Origin of the sequence: Gordonia spumicola (assembly GCF_009932475.1) — a bacterium.
GTDB lineage: Bacteria > Actinomycetota > Actinomycetes > Mycobacteriales > Mycobacteriaceae > Gordonia > Gordonia spumicola.
On the sequence record NZ_BJOV01000009.1, the window covers coordinates 1 to 25116 of the forward strand.

Below are 25116 nucleotides of genomic sequence, written 5' to 3' on the forward strand. Positions count from 1 at the left end.
GCGCATCTTATCGCACGAGGCTATCGTCGGTCGGGAAATAAGATACGCAACTGAATCTAAGGAGTGTTGTGAAGACTCAGACGCTCGATGCCATCCCCGCCGAAGCCAAGCGCGTCGCGATCGCCGTGATCGCGGGCCTCATCGCGCCGATCCTCGACACGACCATCGTGACCATCGGCTTCGACAACCTGACGACGGCGATGTCGGCGCCCGTCGGCACCGTCCAATGGACCAACACCGGCTACCTCCTGGCGTTGGCGGTCGCCGTGCCGCTCGCCGGATGGTCGGCGCTGCGCTTCGGCTCCCGGGCCGTCTGGCGCACCCTGTCCGCCTTCTTCCTCGGCTCGATCCTCTGCGCCGCGGCGTGGAACATCCAGGCGCTCATCGCCTTTCGTGTGCTGCAGGGACTCGGCGCGGGGCTGCTGTTCCCGTTGATGACGTCGGTTCTCGTCGCCGCGAGCGGCGGCCGCGCGCTCGGTCGCCTCGTCGCCCTGGTCAGTGTGCCGACGGCGCTCGGCCCGATCCTCGGACCGGTCGTCGGCGGCGTCATCCTGCACTGGCTCGACTGGCGCTGGCTGTTCCTCGTCAACGTCCCCGTGTGCCTGATCGCGCTCGCCCTGTCCGGCCGGATCCCCGACGACCGGTCGCCGGGCCGGACGCGCCTGGATTGGCTCGGACTGGCGCTCCTGGCGCCCGGGCTCGTCGGGGTGCTGCTCGGCCTGTCGAACATGCACGCCGGAATCGCCCGCGCCGACGTCCTCGTCCCCGCCGCGATCGGCGTCGCCCTGCTCGCCGCGTTCGTCGTCCGAGGAGCCCGGGCCGCCGGTCCCACCCTCGTCGACGTGCGGGTCTTCGCACGGCAGTCGGTGTGGTCGTCGTCGGTCGGACTGTTCTTCTTCGGCGTCACGTCGTTCGGCGCGATGCTCGCCCTTCCGCTGTACCTGCAGCAGGTCCGCGGGGAGACGGTTCTCGCCGCGGCGTTCGTGCTCGTGCCGCAGGGGATCGGTGCGCTCGTCAGCCGGACCGTCGGCGGACGTCTCACCGACGCGATCGGCGCGCGTTGGGTGGCGGTCGCCGGGTTCGCGGTGGTCGCCGCCGCGACCGTTCCGTTCGCCCTGGCCGACGAGTCCACCGGCCTGATCTGGCTGATGGCGGCCCTGTTCGTGCGCGGCCTCGGGCTCGGCGTGCTCATCAGTCCCGTCATGTCCGCGGCTTTCGTCGGCCTGCCCGCCGCGTACAAGCACGACGCGTCGATCCTCACGCGGACCTTCCAGCAGGTCGGCGGCTCGGTCGGCACGGCCGTCGTCGCCGTGGTCCTGACGGCGGGCTCGGCCGGAGTCGGCGGCTTCCGCGACGCGTTCTGGTGGACCGTGGCCCTGACCGCCCTCGGCGCGATGCTCGCGGTGCGGCTGCCGGGAACAACGGAGACCGCGCCCGCGTTGAAGCCCACGCACTGAACAACCGTATGGAGGCGACTCACTCATGCAGGTCGAGATCTGGACCGACGTCAACTGCCCGTTCTGCTATCTCGGGAAGAAGCGGTTCGCCGACGCGCTCGACGAGTTCGACGCCCGCGACCAGGTGTCGGTAGTCCACCGCTCCTTCGAGCTCGACCCGACCGTTCCCGCGGGCACGTCCGGCAGCGTCGTCGAGCACCTGGCGGAGAAGTACGGTCGAACGCTCGAGCAGGCGGCCCAGGGCGAACGCCAGCTCGGCGCGGCCGCGGCCGAGGCGGGGTTGGAGTACGTGACGTCGGGCCGCGACTACGGCAACTCGTTCGACATGCACCGACTCCTCCACTGGGCCAAGGAACTCGGTCGTCAGGAGCAGATGCTCGACGCGCTGTATGTCGCGAACTTCGCCGAGCAGGCCCCGCTGTTCGGCGACACGGATCGCCTCGTCCAGGTCGCCGTCGACGCCGGTTTCACCGAGGCCGCAGTTCGCGAGGTGCTCGCGGACGAGACCCGATACGCCGACGACGTGCGGCGCGACGAGGCCCAGGCGCAGGAGTTCGGCGTCGGTGGTGTGCCGTTCTACGTCTTCGATCGCACGTACGCGGTGTCCGGAGCACAGCCGACGGAGGTGTTCGCCCAGGCCCTGGAGAAGGCGTGGGCCGGCCGTCGGGGGCCGACGCTCCTCGCCGACGGCCACGCCTGCGGACCCGACGGATGCGCCGTTCCCGACGCCTGACCATCGAAGTTGTGACGGGTCGGACGAACCGCTGCGATCGCCGAACTAGAACAGGTTACTGTCGGATGCGTGGCACGCATGACCGATACCTCTGACGACAGCGGACGAGTGATCCTCGGTCTGGACGCCGCCGAACGCGCGGAGCGACGCCGCGAGGTCATCCTCGACACCGCGCTCGAGATGTTCGCGACCGACGGTGTCGCCAAGACCTCGATCGAAGCGCTCTGCCAGCGGGCTCTCGTCGGCAACAAGGCGTTCTACGAGCACTTCCGGTCGAAGCAGGAGTGTTACGTCGCGCTTCTCCGGCGGTGCACCGATCGGACCTTTTCCAGGGTCGTCGCGGCGATGCCGACCGGCGACCAGTCCGAGGACGCGATGGTGCGCGCGCTCGTCGGGGCCCTCGCGCACGCGCTGATCGACGACCCGCGCGTCTCGATCGTCACGTTCGGGGTGGCGGGCGGCCTGACGGTGCAGGTGGACAAGCAGCGCCGCGAGAACCGGCGCGCGGCGTCCAAGCTGGTCATCAGCGTCTGGGAGATGTACAACGACGACCTCCCTGAAGCGGTGGACTCGATAGCGCTGGCCGTCATCGGCGGCCTCTTCGGGCTCATCGGAGACGAACTCGACCGCGTCGACTACAGCCCGGATCCGCGGACCGTCGACCGACTCGTCGATCACATGGCCGAGTTCGTCCTCGCCGCCGGGCGCGGAATGCGCTGACTCGAGAACTTCGGCACTCGCAGCCGCGCTCAGCGCGGCCGCGAGTGCCGAAGTTCTCGACGGTCATGGCGCGACGTCGACGTACTCGGCGAACCCGTACTGATCGTGCGGTCCGATGACCGCGAACTCGAACAACCCGTCGCCGTGCGACTCGGCGTCGCCCTCGACGAGGGTGAAGTTCGCGTAGTGGTCCACGGGGCAGAACATCTTCATGGTCGGATCCAGCTCGGAGACCTTGTTGCGCAGCGCCTGGACCTTCTCGTCGCCCTGCCACATGCCGTGACGCCAGTCCTGCTCGAGCCCGTATCCGGTGCCGAAGCCGATGAAGTTCGCGACCTTCGGCGCGCAGCGCACCGAGATCGTCTCACCGGACGGCTTCACGAAACGCAGCGTGGCTCCGGACGGTTCACGCCCACCGGAGACGAACTCCACTCGTGCTCCACCCGGCCGAGCCATTCCGGATCGCGTGCCGGATCGTTCCACACGCGCCGAGCGTCGCCCATGATCCGCTCGCCGGTCCGCAGCTCCTGCACGATGACCGTGATGACGTAGTCCTCGAACCGCATCACCGAGTAGATCCAGAAGAACGACGCGGCGTCGGTCTCGGCGGCGCGACGACCGGGCGGCTCCGCCTCGCCGACGGGCCGCACGCCCCACGAGCGGTCGCGGTTGCCGCGCCACGTGTCGGGCTGGACGTCGAAGTCCTCGCCGTCGACCGTCAACGAACCGGTCCAGCCGCCGGTCTGCACGAACCGCATGGTGTCGAAGGTGACCCGCTCCAACTGCCGCTGATAGTGCCGGGGTTCGAGGACGGCCGGGCCGTCGGCGTCGAAGACCAGGTCGAACGACACGTCGCCGTGGCCGGGCTCAAGCGACACCTGCAGTCGCTGCAGGCCGTCGAGGACCTTCACCGTCAGCGGTCCGACAGTGAGGTCGTTCCGGTTGTCGCCCAACGCTTTCGATGCCCGGACGACGATGTGATCGTCACCGTGTCTGACCACCGCGAAGCCGTCGACGACGCCGAGGTTCGGGTACACGCCGAGTCCGACGATCAGCCACGGCTCGGGGCTGTCGCCGCGCATGTCGCCGTGGCAGTTGAAGTAGTAGCGGTCGTAGAAGTTCCGGTCCGACGTCCCGACGTGCCGCACCACCTCGGCGACCTGGTGGATCGGGTAGTCGTCCATCTCGGACAGTGCGGAGCGGCTCATGCTTCTTCCGTTCCTCGAGCGGAGTCGAGAGGCCAGTAGGTGCCCGCCATCATCGCCTCGACGGTGGCGCGGTGCAGGATCATGTCGTCGGGGTCGGCGGGTTCGGCGGCCTGGCCGAAGTGGATGGCGCGGCAGTTGATCCGGAACATGATCACCGCGTGGACGAGCGCCGAGTAGGTGATGTAGAAGTCCAGGTCGCGTGGGGCGTAGCCGGTGAGGCGCTCGTACTCGGCCGTCACGTCGTCGCGGGTGAGGAAGTCGGGCAGGCCTTCGAGGGTCGCGAGTTCGGCGAGATCCTGGAAGAAGCGGTGGATGAAGATCATCCACGCGATGTCGAGTTCACGGGGACCGACGGTCGCCATCTCCCAGTCGAGGACGGCGACGGGCGCGAAGTCTCGGTACATGATGTTGCCGATGCGGGCGTCGCCCCAGGTGAGGACGGGTTCGGGCTCGTCTTTCGGGAAATTCTCGTCGACCCACGCGAAGGCGCGCTCGATGAGCGGCGCGCCCGCGCGGCCCTGCGCGGCCCAGTCGTAGAACTCGCGCAACCTGCGGATGTGTGCGCGCAGGGGGCTCTCCCCGTCGTTCGGGAGGGCGACTCCGACGGTCGGCAGTGGCGCGGCGTGCACCGCAGCGAGCACGCCGACGGATGCCGCGGTGAGCGCCCGCGGTCGTCCGGAGCGGCTTCGGACACCCACGATCCGAAGGTGTACGGCATCACGTCCGGCGGGACGATGCCGTCGACCCGGCCCATCACGAAGAACGGAGCGCCGAGTGCTTCGGGATCCGGTTCGGACCACCACAGCGGCGGAAGGGGGACGTCGGTGTGCTCGGCGACGTGGCGGATCAGCTGGAACTGCCCGTCGAGGTCGTACGACGGGAACACCGGGTCGCTGTCGGGCATCGGTGCGACTCGCACGACGAGGTCGTGGTCGGCTCCGCGTAGGCGTGCGGTGGCGAGGAGGGTCTCACTCGACATCCCGTTGGCCGAGGGCAGGTCGACGCTCAGGACGGCCGCGTCGGCGCCCTCGTGGCTCTTGAGCCAGGAGTCGAGCCTCTCGCGGAGCCATTCGGGATCGCGCTGGGATTCGCTTGGGCGCGCTACCTGCGCACTCTCGTTGTCTGTGATCGGTGACACATCGAGATTAGAACAGGTTCCATGCCAGTTGTCGAGGTTCACGTGGCACGAATTCAACCTTCCGTCGTTAAGTTTCGAGTGATAACTTAACTGCGATAACCGAGTTCTCTTCGATGTGGACGGAGGTCGTCGTGCTCACTCGAATGACGCAGCGGATCATCGCCGCGCCCAAGCTCGTCCTGGACATTGGCCGTGGTGGTCCTGGCACTCTGCGGCGCCTACGGCCTCGGTGCGGCCGACAGATGCTCGCGGGCGGATACGAGGACCCGGGAGCCGAATCGAGTACCGCGCGCGACGTGGCGGCCGATGAGTTCGCGCAGGGCGGCATGCAATTCGTCATCAAGCTGGACGCTCGCCCCGGCACAGACGCGACCACCGAACCCGCAGGTGATCGCCGCCCGCGACGAGATCCTGGCGATCCTCGACGGGAAGGCCACGGCGCTACGGGTGCTATGTCGAGCAGCCGATCCTGACCGTCTGGAACTCTGCCGAACCTGGCGGGCGAACTGCTGAGCACGGACGCTCGTCCACCCAGATCGTCAACGGCGATCTCCGGCGGCGACGAGCACGCGCCGGCCAACGCGAAGGAACTGGCAGATCTCATCGGCTCCGAGTCGGCACGGCGTGCGGATCCAGACGGGCGTGCATGGCGCTGGTATACGGCGACATCAACGCGCAGACCACGAAAGACCTCGCATCGCCGAAGCGATCGCCATCCCGATCAGCTTCCTCCTGCTCATCGTGGTTGTTCGGCGGGGTCGTGGCGGCCGCGTCCCGGTCTCGTCGGCGGCGCGGCGATCGTCGGCACCCTGGCTCTCCTGCGCCTGATCGCGGGTTTCGCCGATGTGTCGATCTTCGCGTGAACCTGACGACGGCGATGGGCCTGGCCCTGGCGATCGATCTACACGCTCTGCTCATCGTGACCCGATATCGGGAAGAGGTGGACGGCGGTCGGGACCGTCGTGCGGCGATGTCCGTACGCTCGACACCGCGGGGCGCACGGTGGCGTTCTCGGCGGGTCACCGTCGCGTTGTCGCTGGCCGCGCCGCGATCTTCCCCATGTACTCCTCGTTCGTTCGCCTACGCGGGCGTCGGCGTGGTGATCGTCGCCCTCATCGCGCGCTCGTCCATCACTCCGCGCTCCTCGTCCGCTCACGGCGCCGCATCGACTCCCTCGACGTCCGCAAGGCGTTCGCCGCCTGCGTTCCCGCGGTTCCCGGCCGTCGGGTGACCCCTCCGGCTCGTCGAACAGCCCCTCCGGCTCGTCGAGCGGAGTCGAGACGACGCCCGCGATCGAGGACACCGGGTGGTACCGCATGGCGCAGGCCGTGCTGCGGCGCGCGGTGCCGGTCGCGATCGTCGTCCCCGTGTTCCTGCTCGTCCTCGGTGCCCCGTTCCTGTCCCTGAAGTTCGGCTTCCCCGACGAGCGGGTGCTCCCGAAGGACGCGGCCGTCCACTCGATGGCCGACGAGACGCGCGCCGAGTACACGCAGACGCCGGGTGGGACTGCGGTCGCCGTCGTCGAAGGCGGGGTGCGGGCCGACCAGATCGCGCGGTACGCGGCCGATCTGTCGAAGGTCGACGACGTCACCGCCGTCACCTCGCCGGTCGGGACGTTCGTCCACGGCAGGCAGGTGGCCCCGAGCGACCCGCGGGACAGCCGGAACGGGGTGGCGCTGCTGAACGTCTCGTCGAGCCTGGAACCGATGGGCGACGCGGGACAGGATCAGGTGGTCGCGTTGCGCGCGGTGCGCAAGCCCGACGGCGCGACGGTCTCGTTCACCGGCTTCGCGGCGATGAACCACGACGTGGTCGACGCGATGTTCCGGTACCTGCCGTGGGTCCTGATCATCATCGCGGTCGCCACCTACGTGCTGCTGTTCCTGTTCACCGGCAGCGTGTTCCTGCCGCTCAAGGCGCTGGTGTTGAACGTCCTGTCGTTGTCGGCGACGTTCGGTGCGATGGTGTGGATCTTCCAGGAGGGACACCTCGGTGGATTCGACACCACCCCGCAGGGCTATCTCGTGGCGACGATGCCGATCCTCATGTTCTGCATCGCGTTCGGACTGTCGATGGACTACGAGGTGTTCCTGCTCGGGCGCATTCGGGAGGAGTGGCTCAAGTCCGACCGCACCAAGGCGGCGAACGACCACGCCGTCGCGGTCGGCCTCGCCCGGACAGGTCGCGTGGTCACGGCTGCCGCCCTGCTGATGGCGATCGTCTTCGCGGGCATCGCGGCGTCGGAGGTGTCGTTCATGCGGATGTTCGGCGTCGGCCTCACGCTCGCCGTCCTGATGGACGCGTCGATCATCCGCATGCTGCTGGTCCCGGCGTTCATGCGGCTCGCGGGCCTGTGGAACTGGTGGGCTCCGCCGCCGCTGCGCAGGCTGCACGATCGCGTCGGATTGACGGAGGAGTGATGGCTCCCCGTCCCCGCTCCCCGCGTGGTTCGGGCGAGCAGCTCGCCGACGAGATCATCGCCGCGACCACCGATCTGCTGATGGAGCTCGGCAGCGGCGACGCAGTGTCGATCCGGGCCGTCGCACAGCGGGTCGGCGTCACGCCGCCGTCCATCTACCTCCACTTCCAGGACAAGGACGCATTGCTCGACGCGGTCTGCGCGCACTACTACGAGCGGTTCGACGACGTCATGATGGCCGCGGGCGAGGGCATCGACTACCTGTGGGAAAGGGCCGTCGCACAGGGGATCGCCTATGTCCGTTTCGCGATCGAGAACGAGGTGGTCTTCCGGACGACGTTCGCTCGCGTCACCGAGGCCGGGGAGCCGACGCTCACCGACGAGGTGCTGCTGTCGTCGGCGTTCGGACACATCCGGGAGACCATCGAAGAGGGTGGCGACGGGTCTGATCGCGCCCGGCGATCCGGTGCCCGTCGTCATGCAGGTGTGGTCGGTCGCGCACGGCGTCGCCTGCCTGATGGTCACGAAGCCGGGGCTGCCGTGGGGCGATGACCTGTCCACCGCGGAAGGGGTGATGCGCGCCGTCTGCACCGGTTTGAGTCAAGTACCGGTAAACTGGGAACACAGCGGGTCCGACGTTCGTTGAACGATCGAACCAGACGTCATCCGCACGACTCGTCTAAAGGAGCCCACAGTGCGCGAGAGCAGTAATCCGATCATGCGAGGCGTGGTCCGCGAGAACCAGCCGGCCAACAACGGCGGTTACGCGACCTTCGGCACCGGCATGGCAGGCGCCGGTCAGGGCGCCATGACCTACGGCCAGCAGCAGTACGGCCAGCAGTACACACAACCCGGGTACCAGCCGCAGGCGGGCACCCGCCCGATGACGATCGACGACGTCGTCACCAAGACGGCGATGACGCTCGGCACGGTCATCCTGTTCGCCGTCGCCACCTACGTCGTCATCAGCGGCCGCGGCACGATGGAGTCGCAGCTCGCGATCGCGGGCCCGATCATGGGCGTCGGCGCCATCGGCGGCCTCGTCCTCGTCCTCATCGCGAGCTTCGGTCGCAAGCAGGACAACCCGGCGATCGTCCTGTCGTACGCGGCGTTCGAGGGCCTGTTCGTCGGCGCGATCTCGTTCGTGTTCGGGAACCTTGTGGTCAGCGACGTCAACGCGGGCGTCCTGATCGGGCAGGCAGTCCTCGGCACGCTCGGCGTCTTCGTCGGCATGCTGATCGTCTACAAGGTCGGAGCCATCCGCGTCACCCCGCGTTTCACGCGGATGATCACCGCGGGCATCTTCGGTGTCCTCGTGCTCGTGATCGGCAACCTGGTCATCGGCTTCTTCAACGGCGGATCGGGCCTCGGCCTGCGTGACGGCGGTCCGATCGCGATCATCTTCTCGCTGGTCTGCATCGGCCTCGCGGCGTTCTCGTTCCTCATCGACTTCGATTCGGCCGATCAGCTGATCCACGCTGGCGCACCGGCGAAGGCATCGTGGGGCGTGGCCCTCGGCCTCACCGTCACCCTCGTGTGGCTGTACGTCGAGATCCTCCGCCTGCTGAGCTACCTCAACAGCGACTAGTCTCACGTCCTTCTCGACTGCCGCATCGGTTCCGACCGGTGCGGCAGTCGTCGTCTGTGCCAACGTAACTCACTTGCACTCGGTGCAGGTTCGGGGTTTCCTAGTCCGGTGAAACGAACGGACTACACAATCATCGGAACGCTGATCGTCGCGACGTTCGTCGTGATCCTCAACGAGACGGTGATGAGCGTCGCGCTCCCCGTCCTGCAGTCCGATCTCGGCGTCCCGCCGAGCCAGGGCCAATGGCTGACGACGATCTTCATGCTCACCATGGCGGTCGTCATCCCGCTGACCGGCTTCCTGATCCAGATGTTCGGGACGCGGACCATGTTCATCGTCGCGATGACGCTGTTCACCGTCGGCACCGCGATCGCCGTGATCGCGCCCGGCTTCGCCGTGCTGCTGATCGCCCGCGTGGTGCAGGCACTCGGCACGGCGGTGATGCTGCCGTTGCTGATGACCACGGTCATGACGCTGGTCCCCGAGGAACGACGCGGCGTGATGATGGGCAACATCTCGGTGGTCATCGCCGTCGCCCCTGCTCTCGGTCCGACGATGTCGGGCCTGGTCCTCGACCACTTCAGCTGGCGTTGGGTGTTCGGTGTCGTGCTGCCGTTCGCGGTGATCGCGACGGTCGTGGGCGCCAAGTTCGTCCGGCCGGTCGGGGAGCGGTCGTCGGCGCCCATCGACTTCCTGTCCATCCCGCTCGCGGTGTTCGGCTTCGGCGGCTTCGTCTACGGTCTCGTCGCCATCGGCGAATCGGCCGACGGCAAGGCGGCCATGCCGATCTGGATCCCGTTCGTCGTCGGTGCGATCGGTCTGGCGGCGTTCATCGGACGTCAGCTCCAACTCCAGCGCGAGGACCGCGCCCTGCTCGATCTGCGGGTGTTCGCGTCGAAGCCGTTCACGCTGTCGGTGATCCTGGTGGTCGTCGCCATGGCGACGATGATGGGCACGTTCATCGTCGTTCCGTTGTTCGCGCACAACGTCCTCGGGATGAGCCCGCTGACGACCGGTCTGATCACCCTGCCCGGCGGCATCCTGATGGGAGTGTCGTCGCCGCTGATCGGCAAGATCTACGACGCCCGCGGTCCCCGGCTCCTCGTGATCGGAGGAACACTGCTGATCGCGTGCGCCGTCTGGCTCATGACGACGGTCACCACGGCGACGTCGTTCTGGCTGCTCACCGCGGCGAACATGGTGCTGTGCATCGGTCTCGCGGCCACGTTCACCCCGCTGATGACGCTGGCTCTCGGTTCGCTGAAGCCTGCCCTGTACTCACACGGTTCGGCCGCGCTCGGCACCCTGCAACAGGTGGCGGGCGGTGCGGGCACCGCGTTGTTCATCACCATCGTCACCGTGGTGTCCAAGAGCGGCGCCGAGGCGGGCGACTCGGCCGCGGTCGCCATGACCGACGGCGTCCGGACGGTGTTCCTGACCGCGGGCTGCCTGAGCATCGTGCTCGTCGCTCTCGGACTCCTGGTCAGGGCCCCGAAGCCGGTGGAGCACGACGTCAGCCTCGCGCCGTCACACTAGAGTCCTACAGAGCCGCCGCAAGCAGGTGGAACGCGGCGGTGGTCGCCAGACGTCGGACGCTGTCGCGGTCACCGGGGAACAGCCGGGTCACGGTGACCGTCTCCCGGCCCGCGACCGCGACGCCGAAGCACACGGTGCCGACGGGTTTGCCGGGCCGGGCGCCGTCCGGTCCCGCGATGCCGGTGGTCGACACCGCGATGTCGGCGCCCGTCACCCGACGGGCGCCCTCGGCCATCGCCGCGGCCACGGGTTCGCTGACCGCACCGAGCTCGGCGATCAACTCGGCGGGCACGCCGAGCACACCGGTCTTCACCTCGTTCGAGTAGGAGACGACGCCGCCGAGCAGGTAGGCGGATGAGCCCGCGCGGTCGGTGAGACGCGCCGCCACCATCCCGCCCGTGCACGACTCCGCCGTCGCGACGGTCCGCCCGTTCAGACGGGACACCAGAAGATCGTCGATGGTCGAGGCGTCGGTGGAGAACACCTTGTCGCCGTGGCGTGCGATGAGAAGATCAGCGAGAGCGTCGTACGTGGCGGACGCCGTGCCGTCGAATCGACTGACGATCTCCAGCTCGCCTCCGCGCATGCACGTGGTGACCTCTACATCCGCGAGGCCGGGGACGGCATCGTCGGCCTCACGCAGGGTGACGGCGAGATCGGGCTCGGACAAGCCGTACGCGCGGATGGTGCGCTGCTCGCCGATCACACGGCCGCTGATCGCCTCGACGACGGCGTCGGTGCGGACCGCGGTGGGCCACATCGCCTGCAATTCGTGCGGCGGACCGGGCAGGACGAGCACCGCGGGCCGACCGTCCGCGGCGGGCACGGCCACACCCGGCGCGGTGCCGGTCGGTGGAATCGCCCGCGCGCCGACGGGGACCAGTGCCTGCTTGTCGATGGCGGCGACCAGGGCGTCGGGCAGCGTCGCATCGGCCGGGACCTGCCGCCACGTGCGGATCACGGTGTCGATGGTCTGTCGGATCTGAGGGTCCTGCCGCAGCGGCAGCCCCGCGAACTCGGCGACGGTCGCGACGGTGAGATCGTCGGCGGTGGGGCCGAGGCCGCCCGTCGTCACGATCAGGTCCACGCCGTCGGCCGCGAGGAACCGCAATTGGGCGAGGAGGTCGGCCGGGCGGTCGCCGCAGATCGTGAGGTGAGCGACGTCCACCCCGAGGTCGGCGAGCCGTCCGGACACCCATGGACCGTTCTTGTCCGTGATCCAGCCGCTCAGAACTTCAGTGCCAGTGACGACTATCCCCGCGCGCGTACTCTCGTGAGATGTGAGTACACGCGCGGGGATAGTAGTCACTGGCACTGAAGTTCTGAGCGGCTGGATCACGGACAAGAACGGTCCATGGGTGTCGGAACGGCTCGCCGACCTCGGGGGGACGTCGCTCACCTCACGATCTGCGGCGAACGACGGCCGAACTCACCTCGCCCAATTTGCGGTTCCTCGCGGCCGACGGCGTGGACCTGATCGTGACGACGGGCAGGCCTCGGCCCACCGCCGACGATCTCACCCGTCGCGACCGTCGCCGAGTTCGCGGGGCTGCCGCTGCGGCCAGGACCCTCAGATCCGAAAGACCATCGACACACGTGATCCGCACGTGGCGCAGGGTCCCGGCCGATGCGACGTGCCGACGCCCCTGGTCGCGCCATCGACAAGCAGGCACTGGTCACCGTCGGCGCGCGGGCGATTCCCCCGACCGGCACCGCGCCGGGTGTGGCCGTGCCCGCCGCGGACGGTCGGCCCCGCGGTGCTCGTCCTGCCGGTCCGCCGCACGAATTGCAGGCGATGTGGCCCACCGACGCTTCCGCACCGACGCCGTCGTCGAGGCGATCAGCGGCCGTGTGATACGGCGAGCAGCGCACCATCCGCGGCGTACGGCTTATGTCCGAGCCGATCTCGCGTCACCCTGCAGTGAGGCCGACGATGCCGTCCCCGGCCTCGCGGATGTAGAGGTCACCACGTGCATGCGCGGAGGCGAGCTGGACGATCGTCAGTCGATTCGACCGGCCCGGCTCGTCCGCCACGTACGACGCTCTCGCATGATATTCTCATCGCACGCCACGGCGACAAGGTGTTCTTCCACCGACGCCTCGACCATCGACGATCTTCTGGTGTCCCGTCTGAACGGGCGGACCGTCGCGACGGCGGAGTCGTGCACGGGCGGGATTGTGGCGGCGCGTCTCACCGACCCGCGCGGGCTCATCCGCCTACCTGCTCGGCGGCGTCGTCTCCTACTCGAACGAGGTGAAGACCGGTGTGCTCGGCGTGCCACGCCGAGTTGATCGCCGAGCTCGGGTGCGGGTCAGGCGAACCCGTGGCCGCGGCGATGGCCAGATGGCGCACGTCCGGTGACGGGGCGCACATCGCGGTGTCGGACCACCTGGGCAATCGCGGGACCGGACGGCGCCCGGCCCGGCAAACCGTCGGCACCAGTGTGCTTCGGCGTCGCGGTCGCGGGCCGGAGACGGTCACCGTGACCCGGCTGTTCCACGGTGACCGCGACCGCGTCCGACGTCTGGCGACCACCGCCGCGTTCCACTTGCTTGCGGCGGCTCTGTAGGACTCTAGTGTGACGGCGCGAGGCTGACTCGTCGTGCTCCACCGGCTTCGGGGCCCCTGACCAAGGAGTCCGAGAGCGACGAGCACGATGCTCAGGCAGCCCGCGGTCAGGAACACCGCCGGACCGCCGTCGGTCATGGCGACCCGCGGCCGAGTCGCCCGCCTCGGCGCCGCTCTTGGACACCACGGTGACGATGGTGATGAACAACGCGGTGCCCGCACCGCCCGCCACCTGTTGCAGGGTGCCGAGCGCGGCCGAACCGTGTGAGTACAGGGCAGGCTTCAGCGAACCGAGAGCCAGCGTCATCAGCGGGGTGAACGTGGCCGCGAGACCGATGCACAGCACCATGTTCGCCGCGGTGAGCAGCCAGAACGACGTCGCCGTGGTGACCGTCGTCATGAGCCAGACGGCGCACGCGATCAGCAGTGTTCCTCCGATCACGAGGAGCCGGGGACCGCGGGCGTCGTAGATCTTGCCGATCAGCGGCGACGACACTCCCATCAGGATGCCGCCGGGCAGGGTGATCAGACCGGTCGTCAGCGGGCTCATCCCGAGGACGTTGTGCGCGAACAACGGAACGACGATGAACGTGCCCATCATCGTCGCCATGGCGACGACCACCAGGATCACCGACAGCGTGAACGGCTTCGACGCGAACACCCGCAGATCGAGCAGGGCGCGGTCCTCGCGCTGGAGTTGGAGCTGACGTCCGATGAACGCCGCCAGACCGATCGCACCGACGACGAACGGGATCCAGATCGGCATGGCCGCCTTGCCGTCGGCCGATTCGCCGATGGCGACGAGACCGTAGACGAAGCCGCCGAAGCCGAACACCGCGAGCGGGATGGACAGGAAGTCGATGGGCGCCGACGACCGCTCCCCGACCGGCCGGACGAACTTGGCGCCCACGACCGTCGCGATCACCGCGAACGGCAGCACGACACCGAACACCCAACGCCAGCTGAAGTGGTCGAGGACCAGGCCCGACATCGTCGGACCGAGAGCAGGGGCGACGGCGATGACCACCGAGATGCCCATCATCACGCCGCGTCGTTCCTCGGGGACCAGCGTCATGACCGTGGTCATCAGCAACGGCAGCATCACCGCCGTGCCGAGTGCCTGCACCACGCGGGCGATCAGCAGCACGGCGAAGCCGGGCGCGATCACGGCGATCGCGGTGCCGACGGTGAACAGCGTCATCGCGACGATGAACATGGTCCGCGTCCCGAACATCTGGATCAGGAAGCCGGTCAGCGGGATGACGACCGCCATGGTGAGCATGAAGATCGTCGTCAGCCATTGGCCCTGGCTCGGCGGGACGCCGAGATCGGACTGCAGGACGGGGAGCGCGACGCTCATCACCGTCTCGTTGAGGATCACGACGAACGTCGCGACGATCAGCGTTCCGATGATTGTGTAGTCCGTTCGTTTCACCGGACTAGGAAACCCCGAACCTGCACCGAGTGCAAGTGAGTTACGTTGGCACAGACGACGACTGCCGCACCGGTCGGAACCGATGCGGCAGTCGAGAAGGACGTGAGACTAGTCGCTGTTGAGGTAGCTCAGCAGGCGGAGGATCTCGACGTACAGCCACACGAGGGTGACGGTGAGGCCGAGGGCCACGCCCCACGATGCCTTCGCCGGTGCGCCAGCGTGGATCAGCTGATCGGCCGAATCGAAGTCGATGAGGAACGAGAACGCCGCGAGGCCGATGCAGACCAGCGAGAAGATGATCGCGATCGGACCGCCGTCACGCAGGCCGAGGCCCGATCCGCCGTTGAAGAAGCCGATGACCAGGTTGCCGATCACGAGCACGAGGACACCGAAGATGCCCGCGGTGATCATCCGCGTGAAACGCGGGGTGACGCGGATGGCTCCGACCTTGTAGACGATCAGCATGCCGACGAAGTACGCCGAGCGTGCCGAGGACTGCCTGCCCGATCAGGACGCCCGCGTTGACGTCGCTGACCACAAGGTTCCCGAACACGAACGAGATCGCGCCGACGAACAGGCCCTCGAACGCCGCGTACGACAGGACGATCGCCGGGTTGTCCTGCTTGCGACCGAAGCTCGCGATGAGGACGAGGACGAGGCCGCCGATGGCGCCGACGCCCATGATCGGGCCCGCGATCGCGAGCTGCGACTCCATCGTGCCGCGGCCGCTGATGACGACGTAGGTGGCGACGGCGAACAGGATGGACCGTGCGAGCGTCATCGCCGTCTTGGTGACGACGTCGTCGATCGTCCTCGGGAGGGTGCCCGCCTGCGGCTGGTACCGGGTTGTGTGTACTGCTGGCCGTACTGCTGCTGGCCGTAGGTCATGGCGCCCTGACACGGCGCCTGCCATGCCGGTGCCGAAGGTCGCGTAACCGCCGTTGTTGGCCGGCTGGTTCTCGCGGACCACGCCTCGCATGATCGGATTACTGCTCCTCGCGCACTGTGGGCTCCTTTAGACGAGGTCGTGCGGATGGACGTCTGGTTCGATCGTTCAACGAACGTCGGAACGCTGGTCCCAGTTTAACGGTACTTGACTCAAACCGGTGCAGACGGCGCGCATCACACCCTTCCGCGGTGGACAGGTCATCGCCCCACGGCAGCCACGGCTTCGTGACCATCAGGCAGGCGACGCCGTGCGCGACGACCCCACACCTGCATGACGACGGGCACCGGATCGCCGGGCGCGATCAGACCCGTCGCCATCCCCTCTTCGATGGTCTCCCGGATGTGTCCGAACGCCGACGACAGCAGCACCTCGTCGGTGAGCGTTCGGCTCCCGGCTCGGTGACGCGAGCGAACGTCGTCCGGAAGACCACCTCGTTCTCGATCGCGAAACGGACATAGGCGATCCCCTGTGCGACGGCCCTTTCCACAGGTAGTCGATGCCCTCGCCCGCGGCCATCATGACGTCGTCGAACCGCTCGTAGTAGTGCGCGCAGACCGCGTCGAGCAATGCGTCCTTGTCCTGGAAGTGGAGGTAGATGGACGGCGGCGTGACGCCGACCCGCTGTGCGACGGCCCGGATCGACACTGCGTCGCCGCTGCCGAGCTCCATCAGCAGATCGGTGGTCGCGGCGATGATCTCGTCGGCGAGCTGCTCGCCCGAACCACGCGGGGAGCGGGGACGGGGAGCCATCACTCCTCCGTCAATCCGACGCGATCGTGCAGCCTGCGCAGCGGCGGCGGAGCCCACCAGTTCCACAGGCCCGCGAGCCGCATGAACGCCGGGACCAGCAGCATGCGGATGATCGACGCGTCCATCAGGACGGCGAGCGTGAGGCCGACGCCGAACATCCGCATGAACGACACCTCCGACGCCGCGATGCCCGCGAAGACGATCGCCATCAGCAGGGCGGCAGCCGTGACCACGCGACCTGTCCGGGCGAGGCCGACCGCGACGGCGTGGTCGTTCGCCGCCTTGGTGCGGTCGGACTTGAGCCACTCCTCCCGAATGCGCCCGAGCAGGAACACCTCGTAGTCCATCGACAGTCCGAACGCGATGCAGAACATGAGGATCGGCATCGTCGCCACGAGATAGCCCTGCGGGGTGGTGTCGAATCCACCGAGGTGTCCCTCCTGGAAGATCCACACCATCGCACCGAACGTCGCCGACAACGACAGGACGTTCAACACCAGCGCCTTGAGCGGCAGGAACACGCTGCCGGTGAACAGGAACAGCAGCACGTAGGTGGCGACCGCGATGATGATCAGGACCCACGGCAGGTACCGGAACATCGCGTCGACCACGTCGTGGTTCATCGCCGCGAAGCCGGTGAACGAGACCGTCGCGCCGTCGGGCTTGCGCACCGCGCGCAACGCGACCACACTGATCCTGTCCCCGCGTCGCCCATCGGTTCCAGGCTCGACGAGACGTTTCAGCAGCGCCACCCCGTTCCGGCTGTCCCGCGGGTCGCTCGGGGCCACCTGCCTGCCGTGGACGAACGTCCCGACCGGCGAGGTGACGGCGGTGACGTCGTCGACCTTCGACAGATCGGCCGCGTACCGCGCGATCTGGTCGGCCCGCACCCCGCCTTCGACGACGGCGACCAGCAGTCCCACACCGGCGTCTGCGGTGTACTCGGCGCGCGTCTCGTCGGCCATCGAGTGTGACGAGCCGCGTCCTTCGGGAGCACCCGCTCGTCGGGGAAGCCGAACTTCAGGGACAGGAACGGGGCACCGAGGACGAGCAGGAACACGGGGACGACGATCGCGACCGGCACCGCGCGCCGCAGCACGGCCTGCGCCATGCGGTACCACCCGGTGTCCTCGATCGCGGGCGTCGTCTCGACTCCGCTCGACGAGCCGGAGGGGCTGTTCGACGAGCCGGAGGGGTCACCCGACGGCCGGGAACCGCGGGAACGCAGGCGGCGGAACGCCTTGCGGACGTCGAGGGAGTCGATGCGGTCGCCGAGCAGGACGAGGAGCGCGGGAGTGATGACGAGCGCCGCGATGAGGGCGACGAATCACCACGCCGACGCCCGCGTAGGCGAACGAACGGAGGAAGTACATGGGGAAGATCGCGATGCGCGGCCAGCGACAACGCGACGGTGACCGCCGAGAACGCCACCGTGCGCCCCGCGGTGTCGAGCGTACGGACGATCGCCGCACGACGGTCCAGATCCGCCGTCCACCTCTTCCCGATATCGGGTCAACGATGAGCAGCGTGTAGTCGATCGCCAGGGCCAGGCCCATCGCCGTCGTCAGGTTCAGCGCGAAGATCGACACATCGGCGAAACCCGCGATCAGGCGCAGGAGAGCCAGGGTGCCGACGATCGCCGCGCCGCCGACGAGGACCGGGAGCGCGGCCGCCACGACCCCGCCGAACACCACGATGAGCAGGAGGAAGCTGATCGGGATGGCGATCGCTTCGGCGATGGCAGAGGTCTTTCGTGGTCTGCGCGTTGATTGTCGCCGTAGACCCAGCGCCATGCCGCCCGTCTGGATCCGCACGCCGTGCCGCTCGGAGCCGATGAGATCTGCCAGTTCCTTCGCGTTGGCCGGCGCGTGCTCGTCGCCGCCGGAGATCGCCGTGACGATTCTGGGTGGACGAGCGGTCCGTGCTCAGCAGTTCGCCCGCCAGGTTCGGCGAGTTCCAGACGGTCAGGATCGGCTGCTCGACATAGCCACCCGTCGCCGTGGCCTTCCCGTCGAGGATCGCCAGGATCTCGTCGCGGGCGGCGATCACCTGCGGGTCGGTGGTCGCGTCTGTGCCGGGGCGAGCGTCCAGCTTGATGACGAATTGCATGCCGCCCTGCGCGAACTCATCGGCCAGCACGTCGCGCGCGTGACTCGATTCGGCTCCCGGGTCCTCGTATCCGCCCGCGAGCATCTTGTCGGCCGCACCGAGGCCGTAGGCGCCGCAGAGTGCCAGGACCACCACGGTCAATGTCAGGACGAGCTTGGGCGCGGCGATGATCCGCTGCGTCATTCGAGTGAGCACGACGACCTCCGTCAATCGAAGAGAACTCGGTTATCGCAGTTAAGTTATCACTCGAAACTTAACGACGGAAGGGTTGAATTCGTGCCACGTGAACCTCGACAACTTGGCATGGAACCTGTTCTAATCTCGATGTGTCACCGATCACAGACAACGAGAGTGCGCAGGTAGCGCGCCCAAGCGAATCCCAGCGCGATCCCGAATGGCTCCGCGAGAGGCTCGACTCCTGGCTCAAGAGCCACGAGGGCGCCGACGCGGCCGTCCTGAGCGTCGACCTGCCCTCGGCCAACGGGATGTCGAGTGAGACCCTCCTCGCCACCGCACGCCTACGCGGAGCCGACCACGACCTCGTCGTGCGAGTCGCACCGATGCCCGACAGCGACCCGGTGTTCCCGTCGTACGACCTCGACGGGCAGTTCCAGCTGATCCGCCACGTCGCCGAGCACACCGACGTCCCCCTTCCGCCGCTGTGGTGGTCCGAACCGGATCCCGAAGCACTCGGCGCTCCGTTCTTCGTGATGGGCCGGGTCGACGGCATCGTCCCGCCGGACGTGATGCCGTACACCTTCGGATCGTGGGTGTCCGAAGCCGCTCCGGACGACCGCGGGGCGCTCACCGCGGCATCCGTCGGCGTGCTCGCTGCGGTGCACGCCGCGCCACTGCCGACCGTCGGAGTCGCCCTCCCGAACGACGGGGAGAGCCCCCTGCGCGCACACATCCGCAGGTTGCGCGAGTTCTACGACTGGGCCGCGCAGGGCCGCGCGGGCGCGCCGCTCATCGAGCGCGCCTTCGCGTGGGTCGACGAGAATTTCCCGAAAGACGAGCCCGAACCCGTCCTCACCTGGGGCGACGCCCGCATCGGCAACATCATGTACCGAGACTTCGCGCCCGTCGCCGTCCTCGACTGGGAGATGGCGACCGTCGGTCCCCGTGAACTCGACATCGCGTGGATGATCTTCATCCACCGCTTCTTCCAGGATCTCGCCGAACTCGCGACCCTCGAAGGCCTGCCCGACTTCCTCACCCGCGACGACGTGACGGCCGAGTACGAGCGCCTCACCGGCTACGCCCCACGCGACCTGGACTTCTACATCACCTACTCGGCGCTCGTCCACGCGGTGATCATGTTCCGGATCAACTGCCGCGCCATCCACTTCGGCCAGGCCGCCGAACCCGCCGACCCCGACGACATGATCCTGCACCGCGCCACCGTCGAGGCGATGATGGCGGGCACCTACTGGCCTCTCGACTCCGCTCGAGGAACGGAAGAAGCATGAGCCGCTCCGCACTGTCCGAGATGGACGACTACCCGATCCACCAGGTCGCCGAGGTGGTGCGGCACGTCGGGACGTCGGACCGGAACTTCTACGACCGCTACTACTTCAACTGCCACGGCGACATGCGCGGCGACAGCCCCGAGCCGTGGCTGATCGTCGGACTCGGCGTGTACCCGAACCTCGGCGTCGTCGACGGCTTCGCGGTGGTCAGACACGGTGACGATCACATCGTCGTCCGGGCATCGAAAGCGTTGGGCGACAACCGGAACGACCTCACTGTCGGACCGCTGACGGTGAAGGTCCTCGACGGCCTGCAGCGACTGCAGGTGTCGCTTGAGCCCGGCCACGGCGACGTGTCGTTCGACCTGGTCTTCGACGCCGACGGCCCGGCCGTCCTCGAACCCCGGCACTATCAGCGGCAGTTGGAGCGGGTCACCTTCGACACCATGCGGTTCGTGCAGACCGGCGGCTGGACCGGTTCGTTGACGGTCGACGGCGAGGACTTCGACGTCCAGCCCGACACGTGGCGCGGCAACCGCGACCGCTCGTGGGGCGTGCGGCCCGTCGGCGAGGCGGAGCCGCCCGGTCGTCGCGCCGCCGAGACCGACGCCGCGTCGTTCTTCTGGATCTACTCGGTGATGCGGTTCGAGGACTACGTCATCACGGTCATCGTGCAGGAGCTGCGGACCGGCGAGCGGATCATGGGCGACGCTCGGCGCGTGTGGAACGATCCGGCACGCGATCCGGAATGGCTCGGCCGGGTGGAGCACGAGGTGGAGTTCGTCTCCGGTGGGCGTGAACCGTCCGGAGCCACGCTGCGTTTCGTGAAGCCGTCCGGTGAGACGATCTCGGTGCGCTGCGCGCCGAAGGTCGCGAACTTCATCGGCTTCGGCACCGGATACGGGCTCGAGCAGGACTGGCGTCACGGCATGTGGCAGGGCGACGAGAAGGTCCAGGCGCTGCGCAACAAGGTCTCCGAGCTGGATCCGACCATGAAGATGTTCTGCCCCGTGGACCACTACGCGAACTTCACCCTCGTCGAGGGCGACGCCGAGTCGCACGGCGACGGGTTGTTCGAGTTCGCGGTCATCGGACCGCACGATCAGTACGGGTTCGCCGAGTACGTCGACGTCGCGCCATGACCGTCGAGAACTTCGGCACTCGCGGCCGCGCTGAGCGCGGCTGCGAGTGCCGAAGTTCTCGAGTCAGCGCATTCCGCGCCCGGCGGCGAGGACGAACTCGGCCATGTGATCGACGAGTCGGTCGACGGTCCGCGGATCCGGGCTGTAGTCGACGCGGTCGAGTTCGTCTCCGATGAGCCCGAAGAGGCCGCCGATGACGGCCAGCGCTATCGAGTCCACCGCTTCAGGGAGGTCGTCGTTGTACATCTCCCAGACGCTGATGACCAGCTTGGACGCCGCGCGCCGGTTCTCGCGGCGCTGCTTGTCCACCTGCACCGTCAGGCCGCCCGCCACCCCGAACGTGACGATCGAGACGCGCGGGTCGTCGATCAGCGCGTGCGCGAGGGCCCCGACGAGCGCGCGCACCATCGCGTCCTCGGACTGGTCGCCGGTCGGCATCGCCGCGACGACCCTGGAAAAGGTCCGATCGGTGCACCGCCGGAGAAGCGCGACGTAACACTCCTGCTTCGACCGGAAGTGCTCGTAGAACGCCTTGTTGCCGACGAGAGCCCGCTGGCAGAGCGCTTCGATCGAGGTCTTGGCGACACCGTCGGTCGCGAACATCTCGAGCGCGGTGTCGAGGATGACCTCGCGGCGTCGCTCCGCGCGTTCGGCGGCGTCCAGACCGAGGATCACTCGTCCGCTGTCGTCAGAGGTATCGGTCATGCGTGCCACGCATCCGACAGTAACCTGTTCTAGTTCGGCGATCGCAGCGGTTCGTCCGACCCGTCACAACTTCGATGGTCAGGCGTCGGGAACGGCGCATCCGTCGGGTCCGCAGGCGTGGCCGTCGGCGAGGAGCGTCGGCCCCCGACGGCCGGCCCACGCCTTCTCCAGGGCCTGGGCGAACACCTCCGTCGGCTGTGCTCCGGACACCGCGTACGTGCGATCGAAGACGTAGAACGGCACACCACCGACGCCGAACTCCTGCGCCTGGGCCTCGTCGCGCCGCACGTCGTCGGCGTATCGGGTCTCGTCCGCGAGCACCTCGCGAACTGCGGCCTCGGTGAAACCGGCGTCGACGGCGACCTGGACGAGGCGATCCGTGTCGCCGAACAGCGGGGCCTGCTCGGCGAAGTTCGCGACATACAGCGCGTCGAGCATCTGCTCCTGACGACCGAGTTCCTTGGCCCAGTGGAGGAGTCGGTGCATGTCGAACGAGTTGCCGTAGTCGCGGCCCGACGTCACGTACTCCAACCCCGCCTCGGCCGCGGCCGCGCCGAGCTGGCGTTCGCCCTGGGCCGCCTGCTCGAGCGTTCGACCGTACTTCTCCGCCAGGTGCTCGACGACGCTGCCGGACGTGCCCGCGGGAACGGTCGGGTCGAGCTCGAAGGAGCGGTGGACTACCGACACCTGGTCGCGGGCGTCGAACTCGTCGAGCGCGTCGGCGAACCGCTTCTTCCCGAGATAGCAGAACGGGCAGTTGACGTCGGTCCAGATCTCGACCTGCATGAGTGAGTCGCCTCCATACGGTTGTTCAGTGCGTGGGCTTCAACGCGGGCGCGGTCTCCGTTGTTCCCGGCAGCCGCACCGCGAGCATCGCGCCGAGGGCGGTCAGGGCCACGGTCCACCAGAACGCGTCGCGGAAGCCGCCGACTCCGGCCGAGCCCGCCGTCAGGACCACGGCGACGACGGCCGTGCCGACCGAGCCGCCGACCTGCTGGAAGGTCCGCGTGAGGATCGACGCGTCGTGCTTGTACGCGGCGGGCAGGCCGACGAAAGCCGCGGACATGACGGGACTGATGAGCACGCCGAGCCCGAGGCCGCGCACGAACAGGGCCGCCATCAGCCAGATCAGGCCGGTGGACTCGTCGGCCAGGGCGAACGGAACGGTCGCGGCGGCGACCACCGCGAACCCGGCGACCGCCACCCAACGCGCGCCGATCGCGTCGGTGAGACGTCCGCCGACGGTCCGGCTGACGAGCGCACCGATCCCCTGCGGCACGAGCACGAACGCCGCGGCGAGAACCGTCTCCCCGCGGACCTGCTGCAGGTACAGCGGAAGGGCGAGCATCGCGCCGAACGACGTGACGCCGAAGAAGAACAGTCCGACCGACGACGACCACACCGACTGCCGTGCGAAGACCCGCACGTCGACGAGGGTGGGACCGGCGGCCCGGGCTCCTCGGACGACGAACGCGGCGAGCAGGGCGACGCCGATCGCGGCGGGGACGAGGACGTCGGCGCGGGCGATTCCGGCGTGCATGTTCGACAGGCCGAGCAGCACCCCGACGAGCCCGGGCGCCAGGAGCGCCAGTCCGAGCCAATCCAGGCGCGTCCGGCCCGGCGACCGGTCGTCGGGGATCCGGCCGGACAGGGCGAGCGCGATCAGGCACACGGGGACGTTGACGAGGAACAGCCAGCGCCAGTCGAGCCAGTGCAGGATGACGCCGCCGACGACCGGTCCGAGGATCGGGCCGAGCGCCGTCGGCACACTGACCAGGGCGACGAGGCGACCGAGCGCGCGGCCGCCGCTCGCGGCGACGAGAACCGACGTCATCAACGGGAACAGCAGCCCCGCGCCGAGTCCCTGCAGCACACGAAAGGCGATGAGCGCCTGGATGTTCCACGCCGCGGCGCAGAGGATCGAGCCGAGGAAGAAGGCGGACAGTCCGGTGCGCCAGACGGCCCGGGAGCCGAAGCGCAGCGCCGACCATCCGGCGAGCGGCACGGCGACCGCCAACGCCAGGAGGTAGCCGGTGTTGGTCCATTGGACGGTGCCGACGGGCGCCGACATCGCCGTCGTCAGGTTGTCGAAGCCGATGGTCACGATGGTCGTGTCGAGGATCGGCGCGATGAGGCCCGCGATCACGGCGATCGCGACGCGCTTGGCTTCGGCGGGGATGGCATCGAGCGTCTGAGTCTTCACAACACTCCTTAGATTCAGTTGCGTATCTTATTTCCCGACCGACGATAGCCTCGTGCGATAAGATGCGCAAGTGGGTCTTAACGAGAAGGCGACGCGACGACGCGGCGCGGAACTGGAAGCGGCGATCCTCGACGCCGCGTGGGAACAGCTGACCGAACGCGGATACGCGGGCTTCACGTTCGAAGCCGTCGCCGAACGCGCGGAGACGTCCCGCCCCGTGCTGTACCGTCGCTGGCCCACGCGTTCGGACCTGCTCCAGGCGACGATCCGCCATCACGGCGCGGGCCAGGACGTGTCGGCCCCGGACACGGGGAGTCTCCGAGGTGATCTCTTGACGGCCCTGCGCCGCTCGAACGACAGGCGGTCGAACTTCCTCGTCCTGCTCAGCGCCAGCCTCGGCGAGTACTACAGCGAGTCGGGCGCGACGCCGAGCGACGTCCGCGACCTCCTGTTCGGCGCACAACGCATGGGGATCGACGACATCCTCGACCGCGCCGTCGCCCGCGGCGAAGCGGACCCGGCACGCCTGACCCCGACAGTCCGAACCGTCCCGTAAACCTCTACCCGCAACGAGGTGCTCAGGACCCTCCCGGCCGGTTCCCGACGGAGAAACTCACCGCGATCGTCGACGAGGTGTTCCTGCTCGCTCTCACCGCCATAGGACGCCACCTGGCATTCTTGTCACCGCGCCCCCTTATCCCAATTGGCAGAGGCAGCGGACTTAAAATCCGCGCAGTGTCGTTCGAGCCCGACAGGGGGCACTGACGATCCTTGCGACTGCGCCTCGAAACCGGGGCCGAGCGCGGTCGATACGCAGATCAGACAGGCGGCCTGCGTCTTCAGCGGGCGTTCCTCCAGGCCAGGATGCCCGTTTGCGGGCGCCCACCCGCGTAGCCGGTGAGCGAACCGTCCGACCCACCACTCGATGGCACGGGATGATCACGCCGATCGGATTCGACCCGACGGCCTGACCGACGGCCGTCGCC

General features: G+C 68.3%; 19 protein-coding genes, 1 tRNA gene and 7 pseudogenes. 16 read left to right on the forward strand and 11 right to left on the reverse strand.

What is annotated here, in order from left to right; translation table 11 throughout:
* Nucleotides 1-68 precede the first annotated feature (68 nt).
* The 3 genes from GYB83_RS23075 to GYB83_RS23085 all read left to right on the forward strand — a co-directional run bounded on the left by GYB83_RS23075 (nt 69) and on the right by GYB83_RS23085 (nt 2910).
* Nucleotides 69-1457, forward strand: coding sequence for a DHA2 family efflux MFS transporter permease subunit (locus tag GYB83_RS23075; RefSeq protein WP_161897688.1), 1389 nt, complete (start codon nt 69-71; stop codon nt 1455-1457).
* A gap of 25 nt (nt 1458-1482) precedes the next feature.
* Nucleotides 1483-2190, forward strand: a complete 708-nt coding sequence (locus GYB83_RS23080) for a DsbA family oxidoreductase (RefSeq protein ID WP_161894680.1) — start codon at nt 1483-1485, stop codon at nt 2188-2190.
* A 78-nt stretch (nt 2191-2268) separates the two neighbouring features.
* Entirely contained in the window at nt 2269-2910 is a 642-nt protein-coding gene (locus tag GYB83_RS23085) for a TetR/AcrR family transcriptional regulator (RefSeq protein WP_161894679.1), read from the forward strand.
* A 63-nt stretch (nt 2911-2973) separates the two neighbouring features.
* On the opposite strand, the pseudogene GYB83_RS23090 reads toward GYB83_RS23085, so the two are convergent.
* Nucleotides 2974-4118, reverse strand: a pseudogene (locus GYB83_RS23090) (Rv3169 family protein).
* Entirely contained in the window at nt 4115-4816 is a 702-nt protein-coding gene (locus GYB83_RS24190) for a phosphotransferase family protein (protein WP_371865365.1), read from the reverse strand. Before GYB83_RS24190 ends, GYB83_RS23090 begins: the two are co-directional and overlap by 4 nt.
* 1299 nt (nt 4817-6115) lie before the next feature.
* Here GYB83_RS24190 and GYB83_RS23100 point away from each other — a divergent pair.
* From GYB83_RS23100 to GYB83_RS23120, 5 genes and pseudogenes are all read left to right on the forward strand, one after another.
* Nucleotides 6116-6487, forward strand: coding sequence for an MMPL family transporter (locus GYB83_RS23100; RefSeq protein ID WP_161897689.1), 372 nt, complete (start codon nt 6116-6118; stop codon nt 6485-6487).
* A 52-nt stretch (nt 6488-6539) separates the two neighbouring features.
* Nucleotides 6540-7676, forward strand: a pseudogene (locus GYB83_RS23105) (MMPL family transporter); the annotation flags it as partial.
* A complete protein-coding gene (locus GYB83_RS23110; RefSeq protein WP_228461814.1) occupies nt 7676-8227 on the forward strand; it encodes a TetR/AcrR family transcriptional regulator in 552 nt (183 codons plus the stop codon). The pseudogene GYB83_RS23105 and the gene GYB83_RS23110, both read left to right, overlap by 1 nt.
* Nucleotides 8228-8369: 142 nt before the next feature.
* On the forward strand, nt 8370-9263 hold the full coding sequence (locus tag GYB83_RS23115; protein ID WP_161894674.1) for a Bax inhibitor-1/YccA family protein: 894 nt from the start codon (nt 8370-8372) through the stop codon (nt 9261-9263).
* Between the two features lie 108 nt (nt 9264-9371).
* The gene (locus GYB83_RS23120) at nt 9372-10799 is read left to right on the forward strand and encodes an MDR family MFS transporter (protein ID WP_161897691.1); all 1428 of its coding nucleotides are present in this window, start codon (nt 9372-9374) and stop codon (nt 10797-10799) included.
* Nucleotides 10800-10803: 4 nt separating this feature from the next.
* On the opposite strand, the gene GYB83_RS23125 is transcribed toward GYB83_RS23120, so the two are convergent.
* The gene (locus tag GYB83_RS23125; RefSeq protein WP_161897692.1) at nt 10804-12099 is read right to left on the reverse strand and encodes a competence/damage-inducible protein A; all 1296 of its coding nucleotides are present in this window, start codon (nt 12097-12099) and stop codon (nt 10804-10806) included.
* 327 nt (nt 12100-12426) lie between these two features.
* Here GYB83_RS23125 and GYB83_RS23995 point away from each other — a divergent pair, with 327 nt between their 5' ends.
* The 4 genes and pseudogenes from GYB83_RS23995 to GYB83_RS24195 all read left to right on the forward strand — a co-directional run bounded on the left by GYB83_RS23995 (nt 12427) and on the right by GYB83_RS24195 (nt 13369).
* Nucleotides 12427-12654: a hypothetical protein gene (locus GYB83_RS23995; RefSeq protein WP_308469733.1), complete on the forward strand. Its 228-nt coding sequence runs from the start codon at nt 12427-12429 to the stop codon at nt 12652-12654.
* A gap of 194 nt (nt 12655-12848) precedes the next feature.
* Nucleotides 12849-12965: pseudogene (locus tag GYB83_RS24000) on the forward strand (hypothetical protein); the annotation flags it as partial.
* A gap of 10 nt (nt 12966-12975) precedes the next feature.
* Nucleotides 12976-13161 carry a CinA family protein gene (locus tag GYB83_RS24005; protein ID WP_308469734.1) on the forward strand — a complete coding sequence of 62 codons (186 nt, stop codon included), beginning with the start codon at nt 12976-12978 and terminating at the stop codon, nt 13159-13161.
* Nucleotides 13136-13369: a CinA family protein gene (locus GYB83_RS24195; protein WP_371865366.1), complete on the forward strand. Its 234-nt coding sequence runs from the start codon at nt 13136-13138 to the stop codon at nt 13367-13369. The genes GYB83_RS24005 and GYB83_RS24195 overlap by 26 nt, the downstream gene beginning before the upstream one ends.
* Nucleotides 13370-13615: 246 nt before the next feature.
* On the opposite strand, the pseudogene GYB83_RS23135 reads toward GYB83_RS24195, so the two are convergent.
* The 4 genes and pseudogenes from GYB83_RS23135 to GYB83_RS23150 form a co-directional block, all read right to left on the reverse strand.
* A pseudogene (locus GYB83_RS23135) lies at nt 13616-14728 on the reverse strand (DHA2 family efflux MFS transporter permease subunit); the annotation flags it as partial.
* Between the two features lie 183 nt (nt 14729-14911).
* A pseudogene (locus GYB83_RS23140) lies at nt 14912-15782 on the reverse strand (Bax inhibitor-1/YccA family protein).
* Between the two features lie 201 nt (nt 15783-15983).
* A complete protein-coding gene (locus tag GYB83_RS23145) occupies nt 15984-16502 on the reverse strand; it encodes a TetR/AcrR family transcriptional regulator (protein WP_228461816.1) in 519 nt (172 codons plus the stop codon).
* Nucleotides 16502-18806: pseudogene (locus tag GYB83_RS23150) on the reverse strand (MMPL family transporter). Before GYB83_RS23150 ends, GYB83_RS23145 begins: the two are co-directional and overlap by 1 nt.
* A 131-nt stretch (nt 18807-18937) precedes the next feature.
* On the opposite strand from GYB83_RS23150, the gene GYB83_RS23155 reads away from it, so the two are divergent.
* Nucleotides 18938-20080: a phosphotransferase family protein gene (locus GYB83_RS23155; RefSeq protein WP_161894677.1), complete on the forward strand. Its 1143-nt coding sequence runs from the start codon at nt 18938-18940 to the stop codon at nt 20078-20080.
* On the forward strand, nt 20077-21222 hold the full coding sequence (locus GYB83_RS23160; RefSeq protein ID WP_161894678.1) for an Rv3169 family protein: 1146 nt from the start codon (nt 20077-20079) through the stop codon (nt 21220-21222). The genes GYB83_RS23155 and GYB83_RS23160 overlap by 4 nt, the downstream gene beginning before the upstream one ends.
* A gap of 63 nt (nt 21223-21285) precedes the next feature.
* Here GYB83_RS23160 and GYB83_RS23165 read toward each other — a convergent pair whose 3' ends face one another.
* The 3 genes from GYB83_RS23165 to GYB83_RS23175 all read right to left on the reverse strand — a co-directional run bounded on the left by GYB83_RS23165 (nt 21286) and on the right by GYB83_RS23175 (nt 24130).
* On the reverse strand, nt 21286-21927 hold the full coding sequence (locus tag GYB83_RS23165) for a TetR/AcrR family transcriptional regulator (RefSeq protein ID WP_161894679.1): 642 nt from the start codon (nt 21925-21927) through the stop codon (nt 21286-21288).
* Between the two features lie 78 nt (nt 21928-22005).
* Nucleotides 22006-22713, reverse strand: coding sequence for a DsbA family oxidoreductase (locus tag GYB83_RS23170; protein ID WP_161894680.1), 708 nt, complete (start codon nt 22711-22713; stop codon nt 22006-22008).
* Nucleotides 22714-22738: 25 nt separating this feature from the next.
* Entirely contained in the window at nt 22739-24130 is a 1392-nt protein-coding gene (locus tag GYB83_RS23175) for a DHA2 family efflux MFS transporter permease subunit (protein WP_161894681.1), read from the reverse strand.
* A 70-nt stretch (nt 24131-24200) separates the two neighbouring features.
* Here GYB83_RS23175 and GYB83_RS23180 point away from each other — a divergent pair, with 70 nt between their 5' ends.
* Both GYB83_RS23180 and GYB83_RS23185 read left to right on the forward strand, forming a co-directional pair.
* A complete protein-coding gene (locus tag GYB83_RS23180) occupies nt 24201-24686 on the forward strand; it encodes a TetR/AcrR family transcriptional regulator (protein ID WP_228461818.1) in 486 nt (161 codons plus the stop codon).
* A gap of 132 nt (nt 24687-24818) precedes the next feature.
* Nucleotides 24819-24891 (forward strand) — tRNA-Leu (locus tag GYB83_RS23185).
* A gap of 78 nt (nt 24892-24969) precedes the next feature.
* On the opposite strand, the pseudogene GYB83_RS23440 reads toward GYB83_RS23185, so the two are convergent.
* A pseudogene (locus GYB83_RS23440) lies at nt 24970-25116 on the reverse strand (methylated-DNA--[protein]-cysteine S-methyltransferase); the annotation flags it as partial.